This is a genomic window from Pseudomonas sp. UBA5666 (assembly GCF_002420785.1).
GTDB classification, from domain to species: Bacteria; Pseudomonadota; Gammaproteobacteria; order Pseudomonadales; family Pseudomonadaceae; genus Aquipseudomonas; species Aquipseudomonas fulva.
The window spans coordinates 58868-75604 of the sequence record NZ_DIIQ01000012.1; the positions used below are offsets into that span (position 1 = coordinate 58868).

Consider the following 16737-nt stretch of genomic DNA (forward strand, 5'->3'; position numbering starts at 1 on the left):
ATACTCTTGGGTTGTGGTCCTTGCATGCTCTTCGGCTTTCTATCATAGGCGGTGGGAGTGTTAGAGTTCAGCAATCGCCGCGTGTTCGCAGCTATTCGTGCGTCTAGGGCTTCAATCTTCAAAGGGGTGAGAAGACTTGCAGTTGATGCTTTCAATTGGTAACTTCCTTGTGGCTGATCGTCATTGTGTGCGCATGTAGGTATTGCTAGGGTTGTCAGTTAATATCGCAGGTAGCACGAACCCTCTTCTGTTTAGTGGATCAACTCTCCGAATGAGCGAAATTATAGGGTGATTGTGATTCGTGATGTGCTAATTGATTTAGGGGTTTGTGTTTCGGCTTGGTGCAACAAGGTTTCAAACGAAGATTGTGATTTCGGTTGCTATGAGGGTAGCGTGGTGCATACGATAGTCAGCAGGCGGCAGTGCTGATTGTTCATTGAGTACAAGTGGGCGTCGATTGGTGCGTGGATCTACTATGCTGCTAGTTGATACTGTTGGGGGCTGTGGCGAGAGAAGAAACTGCGGTGATGGTGCCATGCCTTGTATATGGTATATCTTGGCCTGATGCGGCTTTGAAACTTGTGGCTAAAGCAATCGGCAGACAATTTGATGAGGCTTGGGTGTCGTTGCGGTGGATGCTATCAGGAAGTTGTCCCAAGTCAACCGCATGAGTGCAGTTAGGGCGTAAATACAGTGGCTAATCGGTAATGTGATGCTCCTTAAGTACTACTTATGCATCTTCCGGGGGGCAGGGGAAGGGCTAACCTGCTTCCCCTGATCCTCAGTCATTTGCGCTACTGTACTATTGCTCCTATTCTGATCTGGCTAAGCGCTTCTGCCATCGCCCTCAAAGGGCTACGGCTGCCATACACGCTGAATGTCACAGCAGCATCCTCGTGGCCGGCTATCCGCTTGATCAGCGAGTCCTGCACACCTGCATCTCGCAGATCGTCAATGAGTGTATGGCGGAAGCTGTGGAAGGTCTTCCGGGGGTCAGTTATACCGAGCTTGGCCTTGAACCGACCGAACCACTTCGACGGTGCATGCCCCAGCTTCCCACGTACTGCGTCCAATTCGGGGAATAGGCGATCAGTTCCAGTCGCCTTGACTGACGCAACGTATTGGAGAAGGCCCAAGTCGAGCAGGGCAGGGTGCAAAGGAATGACGCGGCGACTGCTAGCGTTCTTGAGATTCTGGCCTTCACGGGTGTCATCGATGCGGATGCACTGAATACCCTGTTGCTCAACGAAGTCATCCACCCGCAACTGGCACAGCTCTTCTAGTCGTGCCCCGGTAGCCCTTCCCATTAATGGCAGCCAGTAGCGCCATGGGTGCTTGCGTGCTTCCTTCTGCAGCGCCTCATGATCCAGCAGGGTTGCCAGATCGCGGCGGTCAAATGACAGGCGTGCTTCCTTCGCTGATCCCGTCATGACCTTCATGCCGGCTAGCGGGTTCGCTTCTATATAGCTGTTGGCCTTGCACCAGTTCATGAAGGCGGTCAGCTTGCGTAGCCGGTTGTTCACGGTGACGGCAGTGATGGTCTTATACATGCTGCCTGACTCGACCACTTGCTTCAGTGTCTTGCCCTTGAACTCAGGTCGTAAGCCGAAGTACTGGGGGCAGCGGCTGAGTCGTTCTTTCAGTAAACGAGCTCTTTGAGCATCAAAGGCTACCGCAGGCATATCACCCATCAGCTCGAACAGGTCGGCTAGTGCACGTTCCACATCGTCGATACTGCCTTGCCGCCATGTACCACCGCGTTTGCCTTCCTCCATATAAAGCTTGGAAAGGGTTGCCAGGGTAGGACCGCCACTTGCTGGCTTCGCTGTGGGCGCCACAGCTTGCTTTGATGCAGTGCCGGGTAAGGGCCTGGGGGATGAGTCGCGCCATTGCACGCAAAGCACACGCAGTGTTTCGGGAGGCGTAAGGGGGTGCTCGTTCAAGTGGCTGCTCACTCGCTGAGCCAGTGAGGTTGCAAGGTACAAGGCTGCCTGCCGCTCTCGCACTCGCAGAGAAATACGCAGGGTGTGACGGTTGGGGAATAGGTGCTTCGGGAGTCGAAGGTTGAGGTAGTAAACGGACTGGCGACGAACGATGTAGGCCATGAATGAACACCAGAGTGGACCAGTAGAGTGGACCAATTAAGTGGAACAATTCTGGTCACACCCCAAGCTCTGGGAGACCGTGCTGAGTGTCTGCACGGGCAGATGGCGAAATACCGTATCAGCCTGAAACCCTTGCCGCACAAGGCCCGCATTGATTCCCGAGCATGCTTGCATGCGTACCTGGTCAGGCCCGGAAGGGAGCAGCCATAGCGGGAACATCGAGTGCCGGGGTGTGGCTGGCGGGGCCGCCTCCATTTCAGGCCCTGAATTCTACAAGGCCAAGCGCTCAGTCACCTAAACTGTGCCGTTTTTTCGTAAGTGCCCGCACTGCGAACACTGGCTATAACGCTGCGCACACTACCGCATACGCAGCATCAGGCGCTGGGGTTACTGTGATTTTGCCAACGTGCACTTCTGCAGATGGGCCTGGCCCACGCTTTCAGGCACAACCTCCAACTTCGCACCGCCTACGAAAACGCCAACTTTGATCGATTGGCGGATGTAGTAATTCTTCCCGCCCACCGCCATCAAATCGATGACATTGTCACTGAATTCGGACTCAGTGCCGATCTTGTGCGGGCCAGGGGTAACCAGGCGGTAGAAGTAGACCCGGTTTGCAGTTTGTCCCACGATCTTGCCATCGACAGTGACGATTTTCTTCAGGGCTTTACCGACGAAGTTGTCACGGTAGATATAGAGGCCGGCCTGGTCGGCGGGCGGTGCTGCAAAAGTCTTTAGCGCGGCGTCTGCTTCTGGGCTCTCCATGGGTACGGAGGCGCAGCCCGTTAAGATAGCCAGACTGATGACAGTAGCGAACAGCTTGATGCGAGACAGCATCGAGATTTCCTTGTCGATAATGAATGTTGAATGATCAGCGCTTCGCTCTATCATTAATATCATTATGCCATGCTGCCTCGCGGTGCATCGAGACGTGAGTACAAACGCCTTGAGCGTTGCACTCATGGGCATGCAGGTGAATCCGATTCTGGATGTCGTTAGCCCTATTCAGTGCCTAGGTTTACCTGCCGAAGGGGTCGCCCTTTTCAAACGGCGCACTACATTCGGATGTGCTGATCGTGCTGAGGCCACTGCCATCAACCGGCGAAACCGCGGGCAGGCCAGGTGATCGGCCGCAGGGCACTCAGCCGCATGGCGTAAGCCCTTGCTCATGGCCTGCAATGTCTTGATCTGGCTGTCGAGCTCATCAGCCTTGGCCAGCAGCTGCGCCCGGTCGACCTTCAGGTCCACCAGCAGGGTGCTGATCTCGTCCAGCGAAAAACCGGCGGCCTGGCCCAGCGCTATCAATGCGAGCCTTTCAGCCACGTCGGCCGAGAACTGCCGGCGTTGGCCTGGCTCGCCACGCGCCGTGAGCAGGCCTTTCTTCTGGTAGTAACGCAGCGTGGAAGACGGCACGCCCGTGCGTCTCGCCACATCGGCAATGTCCATGTACAAGCCCTTGACTTGAAGTTGACTTCAACTTACATGCTGCCCGGCGTATTCAACAACGTCAAATGAGAGGAAGCGTCATGGTCAACAGCGAACAGTGGATTGCAGCAATGGGCATCGGCGTCGGCGCCACACTGGTCATGGACGGCTGGTCTGCGGTCTCCAGGCGCCTGGGCGCCACCACGCTCGATTACGCCTTGGTAGGTCGCTGGGCCGGGCATGCACTGCAAGGGCACTGGCGCCATCAGGCGATCCGGCAGGCCCCGCCCATCAAGCACGAGCGGGTGTGGGGCTGGGCGCTGCACTACGCCATTGGCGTGGCGTTCGCGATGCTGCTGGTCACTACGGCGGGCGTCGCGTGGCTGAGCGCGCCGACCCTGTGGCCGGCATTGGCCGTGGGCGCAGGTACGGTATTGGCGCCCATGTGCCTGATGCAGCCTGCCATGGGCATGGGTTTTTTTGCTTCACGCACGCCCAGCCCCTGGCGTGCGCGCTTCAAGAGCTTGGTGAACCACATGGTATTCGGTATCGGGTTGTACGTGACGGCCTTGGCGCTATAGGGGTCAGGTGCCCGTCCCGGTGGGTGGGGGCTCTTCGGTGCTGCCGTAGCGTTGCAGCAAGCGCTCCATCTCCCCACTCTGCTTGATGCGCACCAATGCGCGCAGCAGCGCTTGGGCGGGGATGTCAGGGTCGTTGCGGACCAGGCAGCCCAGGTCCTGCTCGTCCAGCACCGCCAGTGGCTGCAATTGCGCATGGCGCTGGTGGTTGAACCACCGCAGTGACAGTTGGTTGCTGACGGCATACCGGTACCGTCCCGCTTGCAACTTCTGCAAGGCCAGCTCCTGGCTGCGGCTGTCTTCCCGGTAAAGCCGGTGTGCCGCCAGCAAGGGTTCAAGCGTGGTGTAGGTGTAGCCCAGAACGGTGCCGATGGGCTGGGGTGACAGCCGTTGTGGCGAAATCGGGCCGCCTTCGCCCAGGCGGCCTACCAGCACATCGCGCTGGTGAATCAGCGGCACGCTCCAGATGAAGTCCTTCGGCCGCGCCATCAACCACTGGTCGCTGACGTAGCAACGTACATCGATATCACCCTGGTTCATCGCCTCCTCGAGGCGCATTCGAGCCATCACATGATATTCGGGTCGGGCACCGGCTTGTTTGGCAGCTGCCTCCATGACATCGAACAGCAGGCCTTCGACCGGCTGGCCGTTCTCGATGCGAATCAGCGGCATGCTCCAGCTCTCGGCCACCGAAAAGCGCAGTACCGGCTGTTCAGCCAGGCTGTGAGCCGACCAGAAAAGAAACAAAGCCAGCAGGGTCCGCACCGCAGGTTCTCCATGATCCGCTGTCCATCGTCGCGCACGGCCAGTCAGGCAGTGCAATTTTGCCCCCGCTCCGCTAGCATTAGCGATCTTCCGCTCGATCAGGCTACGATGGTTTTTCGATGAGTTATCAGGTTCTTGCACGTAAATGGCGTCCGCGCTCGTTTCGCGAAATGGTCGGCCAGGCCCATGTGCTCAAGGCCTTGATCAACGCGCTGGACAACCAGCGCCTGCACCATGCCTACCTGTTCACCGGCACGCGCGGTGTAGGCAAGACTACCATCGCGCGCATCATCGCCAAATGCCTGAACTGCGAAACCGGTATCACCTCCACGCCCTGCGGGACCTGCTCGGTCTGCCGCGAAATCGATGAAGGGCGTTTCGTCGACCTGATCGAGATCGACGCCGCCAGCCGCACCAAGGTCGAGGATACCCGCGAGCTGCTGGACAATGTCCAGTACGCGCCGAGCCGTGGGCGCTTCAAGGTCTACCTGATCGACGAAGTGCACATGCTCTCGACCCACTCCTTCAACGCGTTGCTCAAGACGCTGGAAGAGCCACCGCCCTACGTCAAGTTCATCCTGGCCACCACCGACCCGCAGAAACTGCCGGCGACCATCCTTTCGCGCTGCCTTCAGTTCTCGTTGAAGAACATGAGCCCGGAGCGGGTGGTCGAGCACCTGAGCCACGTGCTCGAGGCCGAAAACGTGCCGTTCGAGGCCGATGCGCTGTGGTTGCTCGGCCGCGCGGCCGACGGCTCGATGCGCGATGCCATGAGCTTGACCGACCAGGCCATCGCCTTCGGTGAAGGCAAGGTGCTGGCCGCCGATGTGCGCGCCATGCTCGGCAGCCTGGACCATGGCCAGGTGTACGGGGTGCTGCAGGCATTGCTCGAAGGGGATGCACGCGCCCTGCTCGAAGCCGTGCGCAACCTGGCCGAGCAGGGCCCGGACTGGGCCGGGGTGCTGGCCGAAATGCTCAACGTGCTGCACCGTGTGGCCATTGCCCAGGCCTTGCCCGAGGCCGTGGACAACGGCCAGGGTGACCGGGAGCGCGTGCTCGCCCTGGCCGCTGCATTGCCGGCCGAGGACGTGCAGTTCTATTACCAGATGGGCCTGATAGGGCGGCGTGACTTGCCTTTGGCGCCCGACCCGCGTGGTGGTTTCGAGATGGTACTGCTGCGCATGCTGGCGTTCCGCCCGGCCGATGCCGATGGAGCCCCGAGGCCGGTGCTAAAGCCAGTGGGGATCAGCCAGGCCACAGCTGATTCCGTCGAACCGGTGGCGCCCCCGGCAGCGGTTGCCCAACCGGTAAGCGAGCCGGCTGCGTCGGCGCCGTCAACGCCTGCGCCTGTGATCGAGGTGCCTGCGCCGGCAACGGCAGACCATGAACCCGAAGCTGAGCGTGACCGCGAACTCGAGGCGGAGATTACGGCCATCTCGGTGCCTGAGCCAGTCGCGCCGGTAATCGATCTGCCGTGGGAAGCGCCTGCTGCACCGGCCATGCAGGAGCCCCAGCCGGCTCCAGCCCCCGTTGCTGCAAACCCTGCTCCTGCCCAACAGGCCGCTGCAACCCACGATGATGTACCTCCGTTCGATCCGGGTGCGTATGCATCGGTGGGCATGGACCGCGACGACGAGCCGCCGCTCGACGAAGACTACTACGCTGGCGAAAGCGATCCGGTGGGCTTCAGCTACCTCGACGAGCTGGCCGAACACGTCCAGGAGCAGCCCCAGGCCGCCGCCGAGCCGCTGCCCGCTGCCAAGCCGGCGACCGGGCTGGCCTTGCAATGGCTGGAATTGTTCCCGCAGTTGCCTGTCTCTGGTATGACGGGCAACATCGCGGCCAACTGCACGTTGATCGCCGCCGACGGTGATGACTGGCTCCTGCACCTGGACCCGGGGCAAGGCGCGTTGTTCAACGCCACCCAGCAAAGACGCCTGAACGAGGCGCTCAACCAGCACCTGGGGCGTACCTTGAACCTGCGCATCGAGCTGATCCGGCCCGAACAGGAAACGCCAGCTCAGGCGGCAGCCCGCAAGCGCCTGGAGCGCCAGCATGAAGCCGAGGCGTCGATCGAGCACGACCCGCTGATCCAGCAGATGATCAAGCTGTTTGGCGCCAAGGTGCGGCACGATACTATTGAGCCTGTAGAGGCCCTGGCCAGTCAGGGCCAATAACGAATAACCATGCGGCCAGCCCCGTGCCCGGCCGCATCACATGACCCAATCGAGGTATTCCCCATGATGAAAGGTGGCATGGCCGGCCTGATGAAGCAGGCCCAGCAGATGCAGGAAAAGATGCAGAAAATGCAGGAAGAGCTGGCCAACGCAGAAGTCACCGGCCAGTCCGGCGGTGGTCTGGTCAGCGTGGTGATGACCGGTCGCCACGACGTCAAGCGCGTGAGCATCGACCAGAGCCTGATGTCGACCGAAGAAGACGACAAGGAAGTGCTCGAAGACCTGATCGCTGCAGCCCTGAACGATGCCGTGCGCAAGATCGAACAGAGCAGCCAGGAAAAGATGGGCGGCATGACGGCTGGCATGCAATTGCCGCCAGGCTTCAAGATGCCGTTCTGAGCCCCTGCGCGCCCACGAACCGTCGCTGGTAACAGCGGCGGTTTTTTTATGGCCGCCGTGCCGATTTGACGCCACACCCCATGGTGGGTATAAACCGCCTCTTAATGACTTGTCAGGCGTTTCCCATGAGCTTCAGTCCTCTCATCCGCCAGCTGATCGACGGCTTGCGCATCTTGCCCGGCGTTGGCCAGAAAACGGCACAGCGCATGGCCCTGCAATTGCTGGAGCGTGACCGCAGCGGGGGGCTGCGGCTCGCCCAGGCGCTGACTCAGGCCATGGAAGGGGTAGGACATTGCCGCCAATGCCGCACCCTGACCGAACAGGACCTGTGCCCGCAGTGCGCCGACCCACGGCGTGACGACACGCAACTGTGCGTGGTCGAGGGCCCGACGGATGTCTATGCCGTCGAGCAGGCCGGGTATCGCGGCCGCTACTTCGTGCTCAAGGGGCATCTGTCGCCGCTCGACGGACTGGGCCCGGAGGCGATCGGCATTCCACAGTTGATGGCACGCATCCAGGAGCAGGGCACCTTCACCGAAGTCATTCTTGCCACCAACCCCACGGTGGAAGGTGAAGCCACGGCGCACTACATTGCGCAGTTGCTGGCTGAGAAGGGTCTGGTCGCCTCGCGTATCGCCCATGGCGTGCCCCTGGGCGGCGAGCTGGAGTTGGTAGATGGCGGCACGCTGGCCCATGCCTTTGCAGGGCGTCGCCCTATCTCGCTCTGAGGCAGTGATAGGGTACGACCTGCGGTGCAGTGACCTTGGGATTTCCGCCGCGAAGCTGATCCTGGTGTCGCCGCACCCCATCGCCGCCCAGGCGTCACCCCTCAACGCTCGCTGAGGGAAAACTCGGTCAGGCAGAAGGTCGGTACGCCCGCCGCTTGCAAACGGCGCGAGCCGTCCAGCTCGGGCAGGTCGATGATGGCTGCCGCCTCGAACACCTGCGCACCCGTACGGCGCACCAGGTTGGCGGCGGCCAGAAGCGTACCGCCGGTGGCGATCAGGTCGTCGAAGATCAGTACCGAGTCGCCCTCGCACAGGCTGTCGGCGTGCACTTCAAGGAAGGCTTCACCGTACTCGGTCTGGTACCCCTCGCTGAGCACGTCAGCGGGCAGCTTGCCTTGCTTGCGGAACAGGATCAGGGGCTTGTTCAGCTGATGGGCGATGATCGAACCGATCAGAAAACCACGCGCGTCCATGGCGCCGATGTGGCTGAATTCGGCCTCCACATAACGCTCGATGAACTGATCGGCCACATAGCGCAGCCCGCGCGGCGACTGGAACAGTGGGGTGATGTCGCGGAAGATCACACCCGGCTTGGGAAAGTCCACTACCGGGCGGATCAGGGCTTTGAGGTCGAAGGCGTCGCTGTGCATTGTTGCAGGTATCCTGGGAAAACGAACGGCCCAGTATACCTGCTAAAGCCGCCCTCAGGCCTCCATTGCGCCACCGGCCAGCGCGCAAAGCTGGATCGGGTCGAGGATATGCACCTCCTTGCCTTCGGCGCGCAGCAGGCCATTCTGCTGGAAGCGGGTGAACACGCGCGACACGGTTTCCACCGCCAGCCCCAGGTAGTTGCCCATCTCGTTGCGCGACATGCTCAGGCGGAACTGGTTGGCCGAATAGCCACGGGCGCGGAAGCGCGCCGACAGGTTGACCAGGAACGTCGCGATGCGCTCATCGGCGGTTTTCTTCGAGAGCAGCAGCATCATCTGCTGATCGTCGCGAATTTCGCGGCTCATCACGCGCATCAACTGGCGACGCAGCTGCGGCAATTGCACCGACAGTTCATCCAGGCGCTCGAAGGGAATTTCGCAGACCGACGTGGTTTCCTGGGCCTGGGCCGACACCGGGTAGGCCTCGGTGTCCATGCCGGAGAGGCCCACCAGTTCGCTGGGCAGGTGGAAACCGGTGATCTGCTCTTCACCGCTGTCGCTCAGGCTGAACGTCTTCAGAGCGCCGGAGCGTACGGCATAGACCGAGCCAAAATTATCCCCCTGGCGGAACAGGAACTCGCCTTTCTTGAGAGGGCGACCTCGCTTGACGATTTCGTCCAGTGCGTCCATGTCTTCCAGGTTGAGTGAAAGGGGCAGGCACAGGGGGGCCAGGCTGCAATCCTTGCAATGGGCCTGGCTGTGTGGGCGCAGTTTGACTGGCTCGGACATTTGACTCGATCCTTGTGGGAAAGCACACATAAGTCGTAAGGGTAACCCACGACATAGGGTGTAGGCCAGTGGCCGCGACCAGTAGGCTGGCTTGCCACGCCCGGCTGCGCATCACCCGATGGCCTGAGTGCCAGCAGCCGCATGGCCAGGACGCATGGAGTGCGGCCAAATGCCTCGCTCAGATCACACGGGAGAACCGTTGGCGATTGTGCAGGGCCAGGTAGGCATCGAAGACCATGCACACCGAACGGGCCAGCAGTCGCCCGGCCGGTAGAATCCGAATGCCCTTGTCGTCCAGGCGAATCAGGCCATCGCGCTGCAAGGTCAAGAGCTCCGGCCACAGGTCATTGAAATAGCCACGAAAATCGATGGCGAATGCCTGTTCGATCGACTCGAAGTCCAGCTCGAAATGGCAGATCAGCTGTTGGATGACCGCCCGGCGCAGACGGTCGTCGGGGGTGCACAGCAGGCCGCGCTGGGTGGCGAGCTGGGCGTTGGAGAGGCTGTCCTGGTAGGTGGTGAGGTCGCTGCTGTTCTGGCAGTACAAATCGCCGATTTGGCTGATCGCCGACACGCCCAGGCCGATCAGGTCGCAGTGCCCATGAGTGGTATAGCCCTGGAAGTTACGCTGGAGCGTGCCTTCCTCCTGGGCAATGGCCAGTTCGTCATCGGGCAAGGCAAAGTGGTCCATGCCGATGTAGCGGTAGCCGGCAGCGGTCAGTTGCTCGATGGTGGCGTGCAACATGTCCAGTTTGGCCGCTGCACTGGGCAGCTCCCCGGCTTCGATGCGCCGTTGCGGCATGAACCGTTCGGGCAGGTGGGCGTAGTTGAAGACTGACAGGCGATCGGGCTGCAGGCGGATCACTTCTTCAACGGTGCGTGCGAACCCTTCGGGCGTCTGGCGCGGCAGCCCGTAGATCAGGTCCAGGTTCACCGAGCGAAACTGCAGGGTGCGAGCCGCCTCGATCAAGGTGCGCGTCTGCTCCAGGCTCTGCAGACGGTTGACGGCACGCTGCACGGCCGGGTCCAGGTCCTGCACGCCGAGGCTGACGCGGTTGAAGCCCAGCTCACGCAGCAGGCCCATGGTCGACCAGTCCGCCTCGCGCGGGTCGATTTCGATGCCGTAATCGCCCGAATCGTCATCGAGCAGGCTGAAGTGCTGGCGCAGCGTGGCCATCAGCTGACGCAGCTCTACATGGCTCAGGAAGGTCGGGGTGCCGCCGCCGAAGTGCAGCTGCTCCACACGTTGCCTGCTGTCCATGTGGCAGGCCACCAGCTGGATTTCCTGTTCCAGGCGTTGCAGGTAGGGGGCAGCGCGTGCCCGGTCCTTGGTGATGACCTTGTTGCATGCGCAGTAGTAGCAGATGTTGGCGCAGAACGGCACATGCACGTACAGCGACAGCGGGCGCACGGCCCGCCGGCTTTCGCGCAGGGCGTGCAGCAGGTCGAACGAGCCCACTTCGCTGTGCAGTTGCACGGCGGTTGGGTAGGAGGTGTAGCGTGGCCCGGCCAGATCGTAGCGGCGGATCAGGTCGGTGTCCCAACGTAGGTCGTCGAGCATGAGGGCGGTCCCCGGAAAGAGCAGCAATGTTCCGGAGTCTAGGGATGTCTGTAGGAATCTGTGTTGATTTGTATCAAGCGCTAAACGGCCTGAGGGCGCTAGGTCTAGCTCAAGCGATGCGCGGTGGGTACGGCCGGTTACTGGCCATAAGCCATACGCTGCGCCGCCTGGCTCGCCTCAGTGGCCCATCAGCCAGTGTTGATGAGGGCCGGGCAGTGTCCATACGCCGAACAGCACCACGAGCATGCCGCCGGCCACCCGCACGCTGCGTTGTCTCAACAACCTGTTTACCCGCTCGGCCGCCAACCCGGTGGCCAGCAGCACGGGCCAGGTCCCGAGCCCGAATGCCGCCATCAGGGCGGCACTGTGCAATGCATTGCCTTGGCTGGCGGCCCACAGCAAGGTGCTGTACACCAATCCGCACGGCAGCCAGCCCCACAAGGCGCCCAGCAGCAGTGCCCGAGGCAGGCTCGAGACCGGAAGCAGGCGTGACGCCACCGGCTGGATGTGCCGCCACAGCCCGCGACCCATGGCTTCGATGCGGGTCAGTCCGCTCCACCAACCGGCCAGGTACAGGCCCATGGCGATCAGCAGCAAGGCGGCCATGATGCGCAAAACAAGCACGGCAGGGCTGTTGGCCACCGCCCAGCCCGCCATGCCGAGCATCAGGCCCGCGGCCGTGTAGCTGAGCACACGCCCGACGTTGTAAGCCACCAGCAGCCGCAATCGACGGCCGCGCTGCGCCGGGGGTATGGCCAGAGTCAGGGCGCCCATCAGGCCGCCGCACATGCCCATGCAGTGACCGCCTCCGAGCAGGCCGAGCACCAGCGCCGAGCCCAGTAGGGGTAGCAAGTCAGCCACGAGCCGGGGGCTCGGAAGGGTTATCAGGCGTTTGTTCGGGCGTGACGGCGGCTTGGTGACGGGGATCCTGATCGTCGAAGAGAATGCTGTGAGCGGGGCTTTCCAGGTCGTCGTACTGGCCGCTGTCCACCGCCCAGAAGAAGATGTAGACGGCCACGCCGACCAGCAGCAGCGCTGCGGGAATCATCACATAGAGGGCGGGCATGGCAGGTTCCTCGCAGGGGTAGGTGCTGACGCGGCCAGGGCAGGCGCCGCAGCAGGCATTCGGGTCAGGCGCAGGGCGTTGAGCACTACCACCAGTGAACTGACCGACATGCCGACCGCTGCCCACACCGGGGTGATCCAGCCAAGGGCCGCGAACGGTAACATGAGGCCATTGTACAGGCTGGCCCACAGCAGGTTCTCGATGATGATGCGCCGCGTGCGCCGCGCCAGCGAGGCCGTCTGCACCAGCGCCTGAAGCCGGTTGGAAAGCAGCACCGCGTCGGCGCAGGTCTTGGCCAGGTCAGTGGCACTGCCCATGGCGATGCTGATGTCTGCCGCCGCCAGCACCGGCACGTCATTGACCCCGTCCCCCAGCATCAGCACCTTGTGCCCGGCCTCTTGCAGGGCCTTGAGCCGCGCTAGCTTGTCATCGGGCCTAAGGCCGCCGGCGGCCTCGTCGATGCCCAGTTGCGCGGCCACCTCGCCGACCATCGGCGAGCTGTCTCCGGACAACAGCAGCGTACGCCAGCCAAACGCCTTGCAGGCCGCGAGCAGGGCAGGGGCGTCTTCACGCAGGCGATCGTCCAGCCCGAACCAGGCCAGCGGCCCGCGGCGGTCGCCCAGCAGCAGCCACTGTCCCCGTGGCTCGGGTATCGCCGGCGGCGGGGTGCCGCTCAAGGCGCAGACGAAGCTTGCCTGGCCGATGCGCAGGCGTTGGCCTTCAACCTCACCCTCAAGGCCCAGCCCGGGCACGGCCAGCACACCATCGGCCGGCGTGGCCACTTGGCCGAAGGCCCGTGCGACGGGATGCTCGGAGCGGTTTTCCAGGGCCGCGGCCCAGGCCAGGCAAGTGTCGGCCGTTGCATGGCCCAGCGGCCTGAGGCTGCGCAAGGTCAGGCGCCCTTCGGTCAGCGTGCCGGTCTTGTCGAAAATCACCGTGTCGATCTGGTTCAGGCCCTCCAGCACATGACCGCGTGTAACCAGCAGGCCCAGCTTGTGCAACGTGCCTGTCGCCGCCGTCAACGCGGTCGGGGTGGCCAGCGACAGCGCGCAGGGGCAAGTCGCAACCAGCATGGCGAGCACAATCCAGAACGCCCGTTGCGGCTCCACCTGCCACCACCACACGCCAATCGCGGCGGCCGCAAGCAGTGAGCACAACAGGAACACCTGGGAGGCGCGGTCGGCAATCTGGGCCAGGCGTGGCTTTTCGGTCTGGGCACGTTCGAGCAAGCGGACGATGGCAGACAACCGCGAATCCTGGCCCAGGGCTTGCACCTGCACCTGCAGGGCGCTTTCCACGTTCAGCGTGCCACCTGTGACCCGATCACCCTCCTGGCGAGGTTGGGGCAGGTATTCGCCGGTCAGCAGCGACTCATCGACACTCGAGCGCCCTTGCACGATGCGACCGTCAGCCGGGATCACCGACCCCGGCAGCACCTGCACGCTGTCCCCGCAACGCAGTTCACTGAGCAGGATGCGCTCGCTGCGGCCCTGGGCATCGACACGCAGACAGGATGCCGGCAACAGGTTGACCAGTTGCGCCGTCGCGGCGGCCGTGCGTTCGCGGGCGCGCCGTTCCAGGTAGCGCCCGGTCAGGAGGAACAGGGCGAACATGCCGACAGTGTCGAAATACAGCTCGCCGCTACCGGTGACAGCCGTCCAGATCCCGGCACCGAACGCCAGGGCGATGGCCAGCGAGACGGACAGGTCCATGGTCAGGTGGCGGGTGCGCAGGTCACGCGCTGCGCCCTTGAAAAAGGGCGCGCAGCTGTAGAAGACGATGGGAATGGTGAGGAACAGGGCCACCCAGCGCAGGATAGTGTGCAGCTCGGCGGACAGGTCCATGTTGAATTCCGGCCAGGTGGCCATGGTTGCCATCATCGCCTGGAACCACAGCAATCCTGCGACCCCCAGCCTGCGCAACGCACTGCGGTTTTCCCGGTTCAACTGCTCGGCCGCCTGGTCCGGCTGATAGGGGTGGGCGGCGTAGCCAATCCGGCGCAGCGCCGCCAGCACCTGCGACAGCGGCAATTGCCGATCATCCCAGCTCAGCAGCAGCCGATGATTGGACAGGTTCAAGCGCGCCTCGGCCACCCCCGGCAGGTTGCGCAGGTGCTTGTCGATCAGCCAGCCGCAGGCGGCGCAACTGACGCCCTCGACCAGCAGCGTGGTTTCGGCCAGTTCGCCCTCGTGCCGCACGAATCGCTGCTGCACATCGCTGCGGTCGTACAGCGCCAACTCATCTTGCAACTGCCGGGGCAGGGCTTGCGGGTTGGCGCTGTTGTCGCTGCGGTGCTGGTAGTAGTGCTCGAGGCCCCCGGCCACGATCGACTCGGCCACAGCCTGGCAGCCTGGGCAGCAGAAGGCTCGGGGCTGCCCCAGGACCACGGCGGTGAACCCGCGACTGGCGGGAACGGGCAGTGCGCAGTGGTAGCAGAGGATGGGTTGGGTCATCGCATCATTGCCTTGCACAAGTCGATCGCGAGCGCGATCAAAGGTGTTGAGCGCCTTGTAGCGCCTCGTCACCCAACTCCAGGGTCACACCATGCTCGACCTTCTCTTCTTCGAACAGGCGCCACACCTGATCGCCTTCGCTGCCCAGCAGCTCGACGAAGCGCCGGCCATTGACCTTGTCTTCCAGCTGGCCGACATAGCGCCCCTGCTCGACACGGCTCAGCAGCACCCGGCGGTCCATGGCCGGCTGGGTAGGGGAGATAAGGTTCAGCTCCAGCGTCTGCGGGTCACTGCTACCGGTCAGGCGCACATCTACCTCACCGGTCAGGTCGTCCAGGTGGACGCTGGCCTTGAGCGCCAGTTGCTGAGCCAGCAGCTCCCTGTCCAGGGAGCGGTTGATGCCCTTGCCGGCCTCGTAGTAGTTGTCGTTCACCAGGTTGTCCGGGTTGCGCACGGCGATGCTGACCATGGTCAGGCTCAGGCACACCGAGGTGGTCAGGATGCCGATGATGATCCAGGGCCAGAGGTGCTTGTACCAGGGGCTGGCGGCGGTGGCAGGCATGGTGTTCATCCTTCTTAGCGAATCTGCGGGCCGATGAAACGGCTCTTGGCTTCAACCTGGGCGTCGCTGTCATCGGCGCTCTTGAGGATGAAGGTGATTTCGTTGGTGGTCGAGGGAAGTTTTTCCGGGGCCACCGACAGTTGCACGGGCAGGCTGACGATGTCGCCGGCGGCCACGCGGATTTCCCGTTGGCCATCGAGCATCAGGTCGGGCAGGCCGGTGGCATCGAGCACGTAGACGTGGTCGCGCTGGTCCTTGTTCATGACCTTGAGGCTATACACGTTTTCGATGCGCCCCTGCGCATTCTCCCGGTACAGGACGCGGTCCTTGCTCACGTCCAGGCCTACCAGCGAGCGGGTGGCAAAGGCGCTGGCCAGGGCGATGATCATGACCAGCAGCACCACGGCGTAGCCGATCAGGCGAGGGCGCAGCAGGTGGGTCTTCTGCCCGGACAGGTTGTGCTCGGTGGTATAGCTGATCAGCCCTCTGGGGTAGTGCATCTTGTCCATGATGCTGTCGCAGGCGTCGATGCACGCGGCGCAGCCGATGCACTCGATCTGCAGGCCATCGCGGATGTCGATGCCCGTGGGGCACACCTGCACGCACAGGGTGCAGTCGACGCAATCGCCCAGGCCCTTGGCCTTGTAGTCCACGTCTTTTTTACGCGGCCCACGCGTCTCGCCACGGCGCGGGTCGTAGGACACGATCAGTGTGTCCTTGTCGAACATCACGCTCTGGAAGCGCGCGTAGGGGCACATGTACACGCACACCTGCTCGCGCAACCAGCCGGCGTTGCCATAGGTGGCCAGGGTGAAGAAACCGACCCAGAAGTAGGCCCAGCCGTCTGCCTGGCCCGTGAAGAACTCGACCACCAGCTCGCGGATGGGGGCGAAATAGCCGACGAAGGTCATGCCGGTGACGAAGCCGATCAGCAGCCACAGGCTGTGCTTGGCGAACTTGCGGGCGATCTTGTTGGCGCTCATGGGCGCCTTGTCCAACTTCATTCGCTGATTGCGATCACCTTCGGTGACCTTCTCGCACCACATGTAGATCCACGTCCACACGCTTTGCGGGCAGGTATAGCCGCACCAGACCCGGCCTGCGAACACGGTGATGAAGAACAGGCCGAAGGCCGCCACGATCAGAATGCCCGACAGCAGGATGAAGTCCTGGGGCCAGATGGTCGCGCCGAAGATGTAGAACTTGCGCTCTGGCAGGTTCCACCACACGGCCTGGTGCCCGCCCCAGTTCAGCCAGACGGTACCAAAATACAGCAAGAACAAGACCGCGCCGCCTACCATGCGCAGGCGCCTGAACAGGCCGGTGAAGGCACGCGTGTAGATTTTTTCGCGCGAGGCGTAGAGGTCGACGGAATCCTTTCCTGTCTTGGCAGGCGGGGTTACATCATGTACCGGAATATGCTTGCTCATCATCATGTCCCACGGCAGTGGAGAAATGCCGCGGCCAGTGCATGCCGGC

The 16737-nt window shown here is 62.6% G+C and carries 16 protein-coding genes and 1 other RNA gene; 5 read left to right on the top strand and 12 right to left on the bottom strand.

Annotated features, from left to right (window positions below):
• Positions 1-794 precede the first annotated feature (794 nt).
• Positions 795-2105: a site-specific integrase gene (locus B2Y33_RS07130; RefSeq protein ID WP_288632808.1), complete on the bottom strand. Its 1311-nt coding sequence runs from the start codon at positions 2103-2105 to the stop codon at positions 795-797.
• A 152-nt stretch (positions 2106-2257) separates the two neighbouring features.
• Here B2Y33_RS07130 and ffs point away from each other — a divergent pair.
• Positions 2258-2343: signal recognition particle sRNA small type (gene ffs, locus B2Y33_RS07135), an RNA gene on the top strand.
• A gap of 149 nt (positions 2344-2492) precedes the next feature.
• On the opposite strand, the gene B2Y33_RS07140 is transcribed toward ffs, so the two are convergent.
• A complete protein-coding gene (locus tag B2Y33_RS07140) occupies positions 2493-2942 on the bottom strand; it encodes a DUF2846 domain-containing protein (protein ID WP_028687964.1) in 450 nt (149 codons plus the stop codon).
• A 168-nt stretch (positions 2943-3110) separates the two neighbouring features.
• Positions 3111-3551: a helix-turn-helix domain-containing protein gene (locus B2Y33_RS07145; protein WP_049695650.1), complete on the bottom strand. Its 441-nt coding sequence runs from the start codon at positions 3549-3551 to the stop codon at positions 3111-3113.
• A gap of 80 nt (positions 3552-3631) precedes the next feature.
• On the opposite strand from B2Y33_RS07145, the gene B2Y33_RS07150 reads away from it, so the two are divergent.
• Positions 3632-4111, top strand: a complete 480-nt coding sequence (locus B2Y33_RS07150; RefSeq protein WP_027916012.1) for a DUF2938 domain-containing protein — start codon at positions 3632-3634, stop codon at positions 4109-4111.
• A 3-nt stretch (positions 4112-4114) separates the two neighbouring features.
• Here B2Y33_RS07150 and B2Y33_RS07155 read toward each other — a convergent pair whose 3' ends face one another.
• Positions 4115-4873: a substrate-binding periplasmic protein gene (locus B2Y33_RS07155; protein ID WP_028687962.1), complete on the bottom strand. Its 759-nt coding sequence runs from the start codon at positions 4871-4873 to the stop codon at positions 4115-4117.
• A 119-nt stretch (positions 4874-4992) separates the two neighbouring features.
• Here B2Y33_RS07155 and dnaX point away from each other — a divergent pair, with 119 nt between their 5' ends.
• The 3 genes from dnaX to recR all read left to right on the top strand — a co-directional run bounded on the left by dnaX (position 4993) and on the right by recR (position 8177).
• Complete coding sequence (gene dnaX / locus B2Y33_RS07160) at positions 4993-7050, top strand: DNA polymerase III subunit gamma/tau (protein WP_027916014.1); 2058 nt, start codon at positions 4993-4995, stop codon at positions 7048-7050.
• Positions 7051-7113: 63 nt separating this feature from the next.
• Positions 7114-7449 carry a YbaB/EbfC family nucleoid-associated protein gene (locus tag B2Y33_RS07165; RefSeq protein ID WP_023535908.1) on the top strand — a complete coding sequence of 112 codons (336 nt, stop codon included), beginning with the start codon at positions 7114-7116 and terminating at the stop codon, positions 7447-7449.
• A gap of 125 nt (positions 7450-7574) precedes the next feature.
• The gene (recR, locus tag B2Y33_RS07170; RefSeq protein ID WP_023535938.1) at positions 7575-8177 is read left to right on the top strand and encodes a recombination mediator RecR; all 603 of its coding nucleotides are present in this window, start codon (positions 7575-7577) and stop codon (positions 8175-8177) included.
• 101 nt (positions 8178-8278) lie between these two features.
• On the opposite strand, the gene B2Y33_RS07175 is transcribed toward recR, so the two are convergent.
• The 8 genes from B2Y33_RS07175 to ccoG form a co-directional block, all read right to left on the bottom strand.
• A complete protein-coding gene (locus tag B2Y33_RS07175; RefSeq protein ID WP_023535921.1) occupies positions 8279-8827 on the bottom strand; it encodes an adenine phosphoribosyltransferase in 549 nt (182 codons plus the stop codon).
• Positions 8828-8881: 54 nt separating this feature from the next.
• Entirely contained in the window at positions 8882-9616 is a 735-nt protein-coding gene (gene fnrA, locus B2Y33_RS07180; protein WP_027916015.1) for a Crp/Fnr family transcriptional regulator FnrA, read from the bottom strand.
• Between the two features lie 178 nt (positions 9617-9794).
• On the bottom strand, positions 9795-11177 hold the full coding sequence (gene hemN / locus B2Y33_RS07185) for an oxygen-independent coproporphyrinogen III oxidase (protein ID WP_027916016.1): 1383 nt from the start codon (positions 11175-11177) through the stop codon (positions 9795-9797).
• Positions 11178-11354: 177 nt separating this feature from the next.
• Positions 11355-12038, bottom strand: coding sequence for a sulfite exporter TauE/SafE family protein (locus tag B2Y33_RS07190; protein ID WP_027916017.1), 684 nt, complete (start codon positions 12036-12038; stop codon positions 11355-11357).
• The gene (gene ccoS, locus B2Y33_RS07195) at positions 12031-12243 is read right to left on the bottom strand and encodes a cbb3-type cytochrome oxidase assembly protein CcoS (protein WP_028687961.1); all 213 of its coding nucleotides are present in this window, start codon (positions 12241-12243) and stop codon (positions 12031-12033) included. The genes B2Y33_RS07190 and ccoS overlap by 8 nt, the downstream gene beginning before the upstream one ends.
• Positions 12225-14696 (bottom strand): heavy metal translocating P-type ATPase, encoded by a 2472-nt coding sequence (locus B2Y33_RS07200; RefSeq protein ID WP_206405596.1) that lies wholly within the window; start codon positions 14694-14696, stop codon positions 12225-12227. Before B2Y33_RS07200 ends, ccoS begins: the two co-directional genes overlap by 19 nt.
• A gap of 37 nt (positions 14697-14733) precedes the next feature.
• The gene (locus B2Y33_RS07205; RefSeq protein ID WP_027916020.1) at positions 14734-15258 is read right to left on the bottom strand and encodes a FixH family protein; all 525 of its coding nucleotides are present in this window, start codon (positions 15256-15258) and stop codon (positions 14734-14736) included.
• 14 nt (positions 15259-15272) lie between these two features.
• Positions 15273-16688, bottom strand: coding sequence for a cytochrome c oxidase accessory protein CcoG (gene ccoG / locus B2Y33_RS07210; RefSeq protein WP_088523296.1), 1416 nt, complete (start codon positions 16686-16688; stop codon positions 15273-15275).
• Positions 16689-16737: the final 49 nt, after the last annotated feature.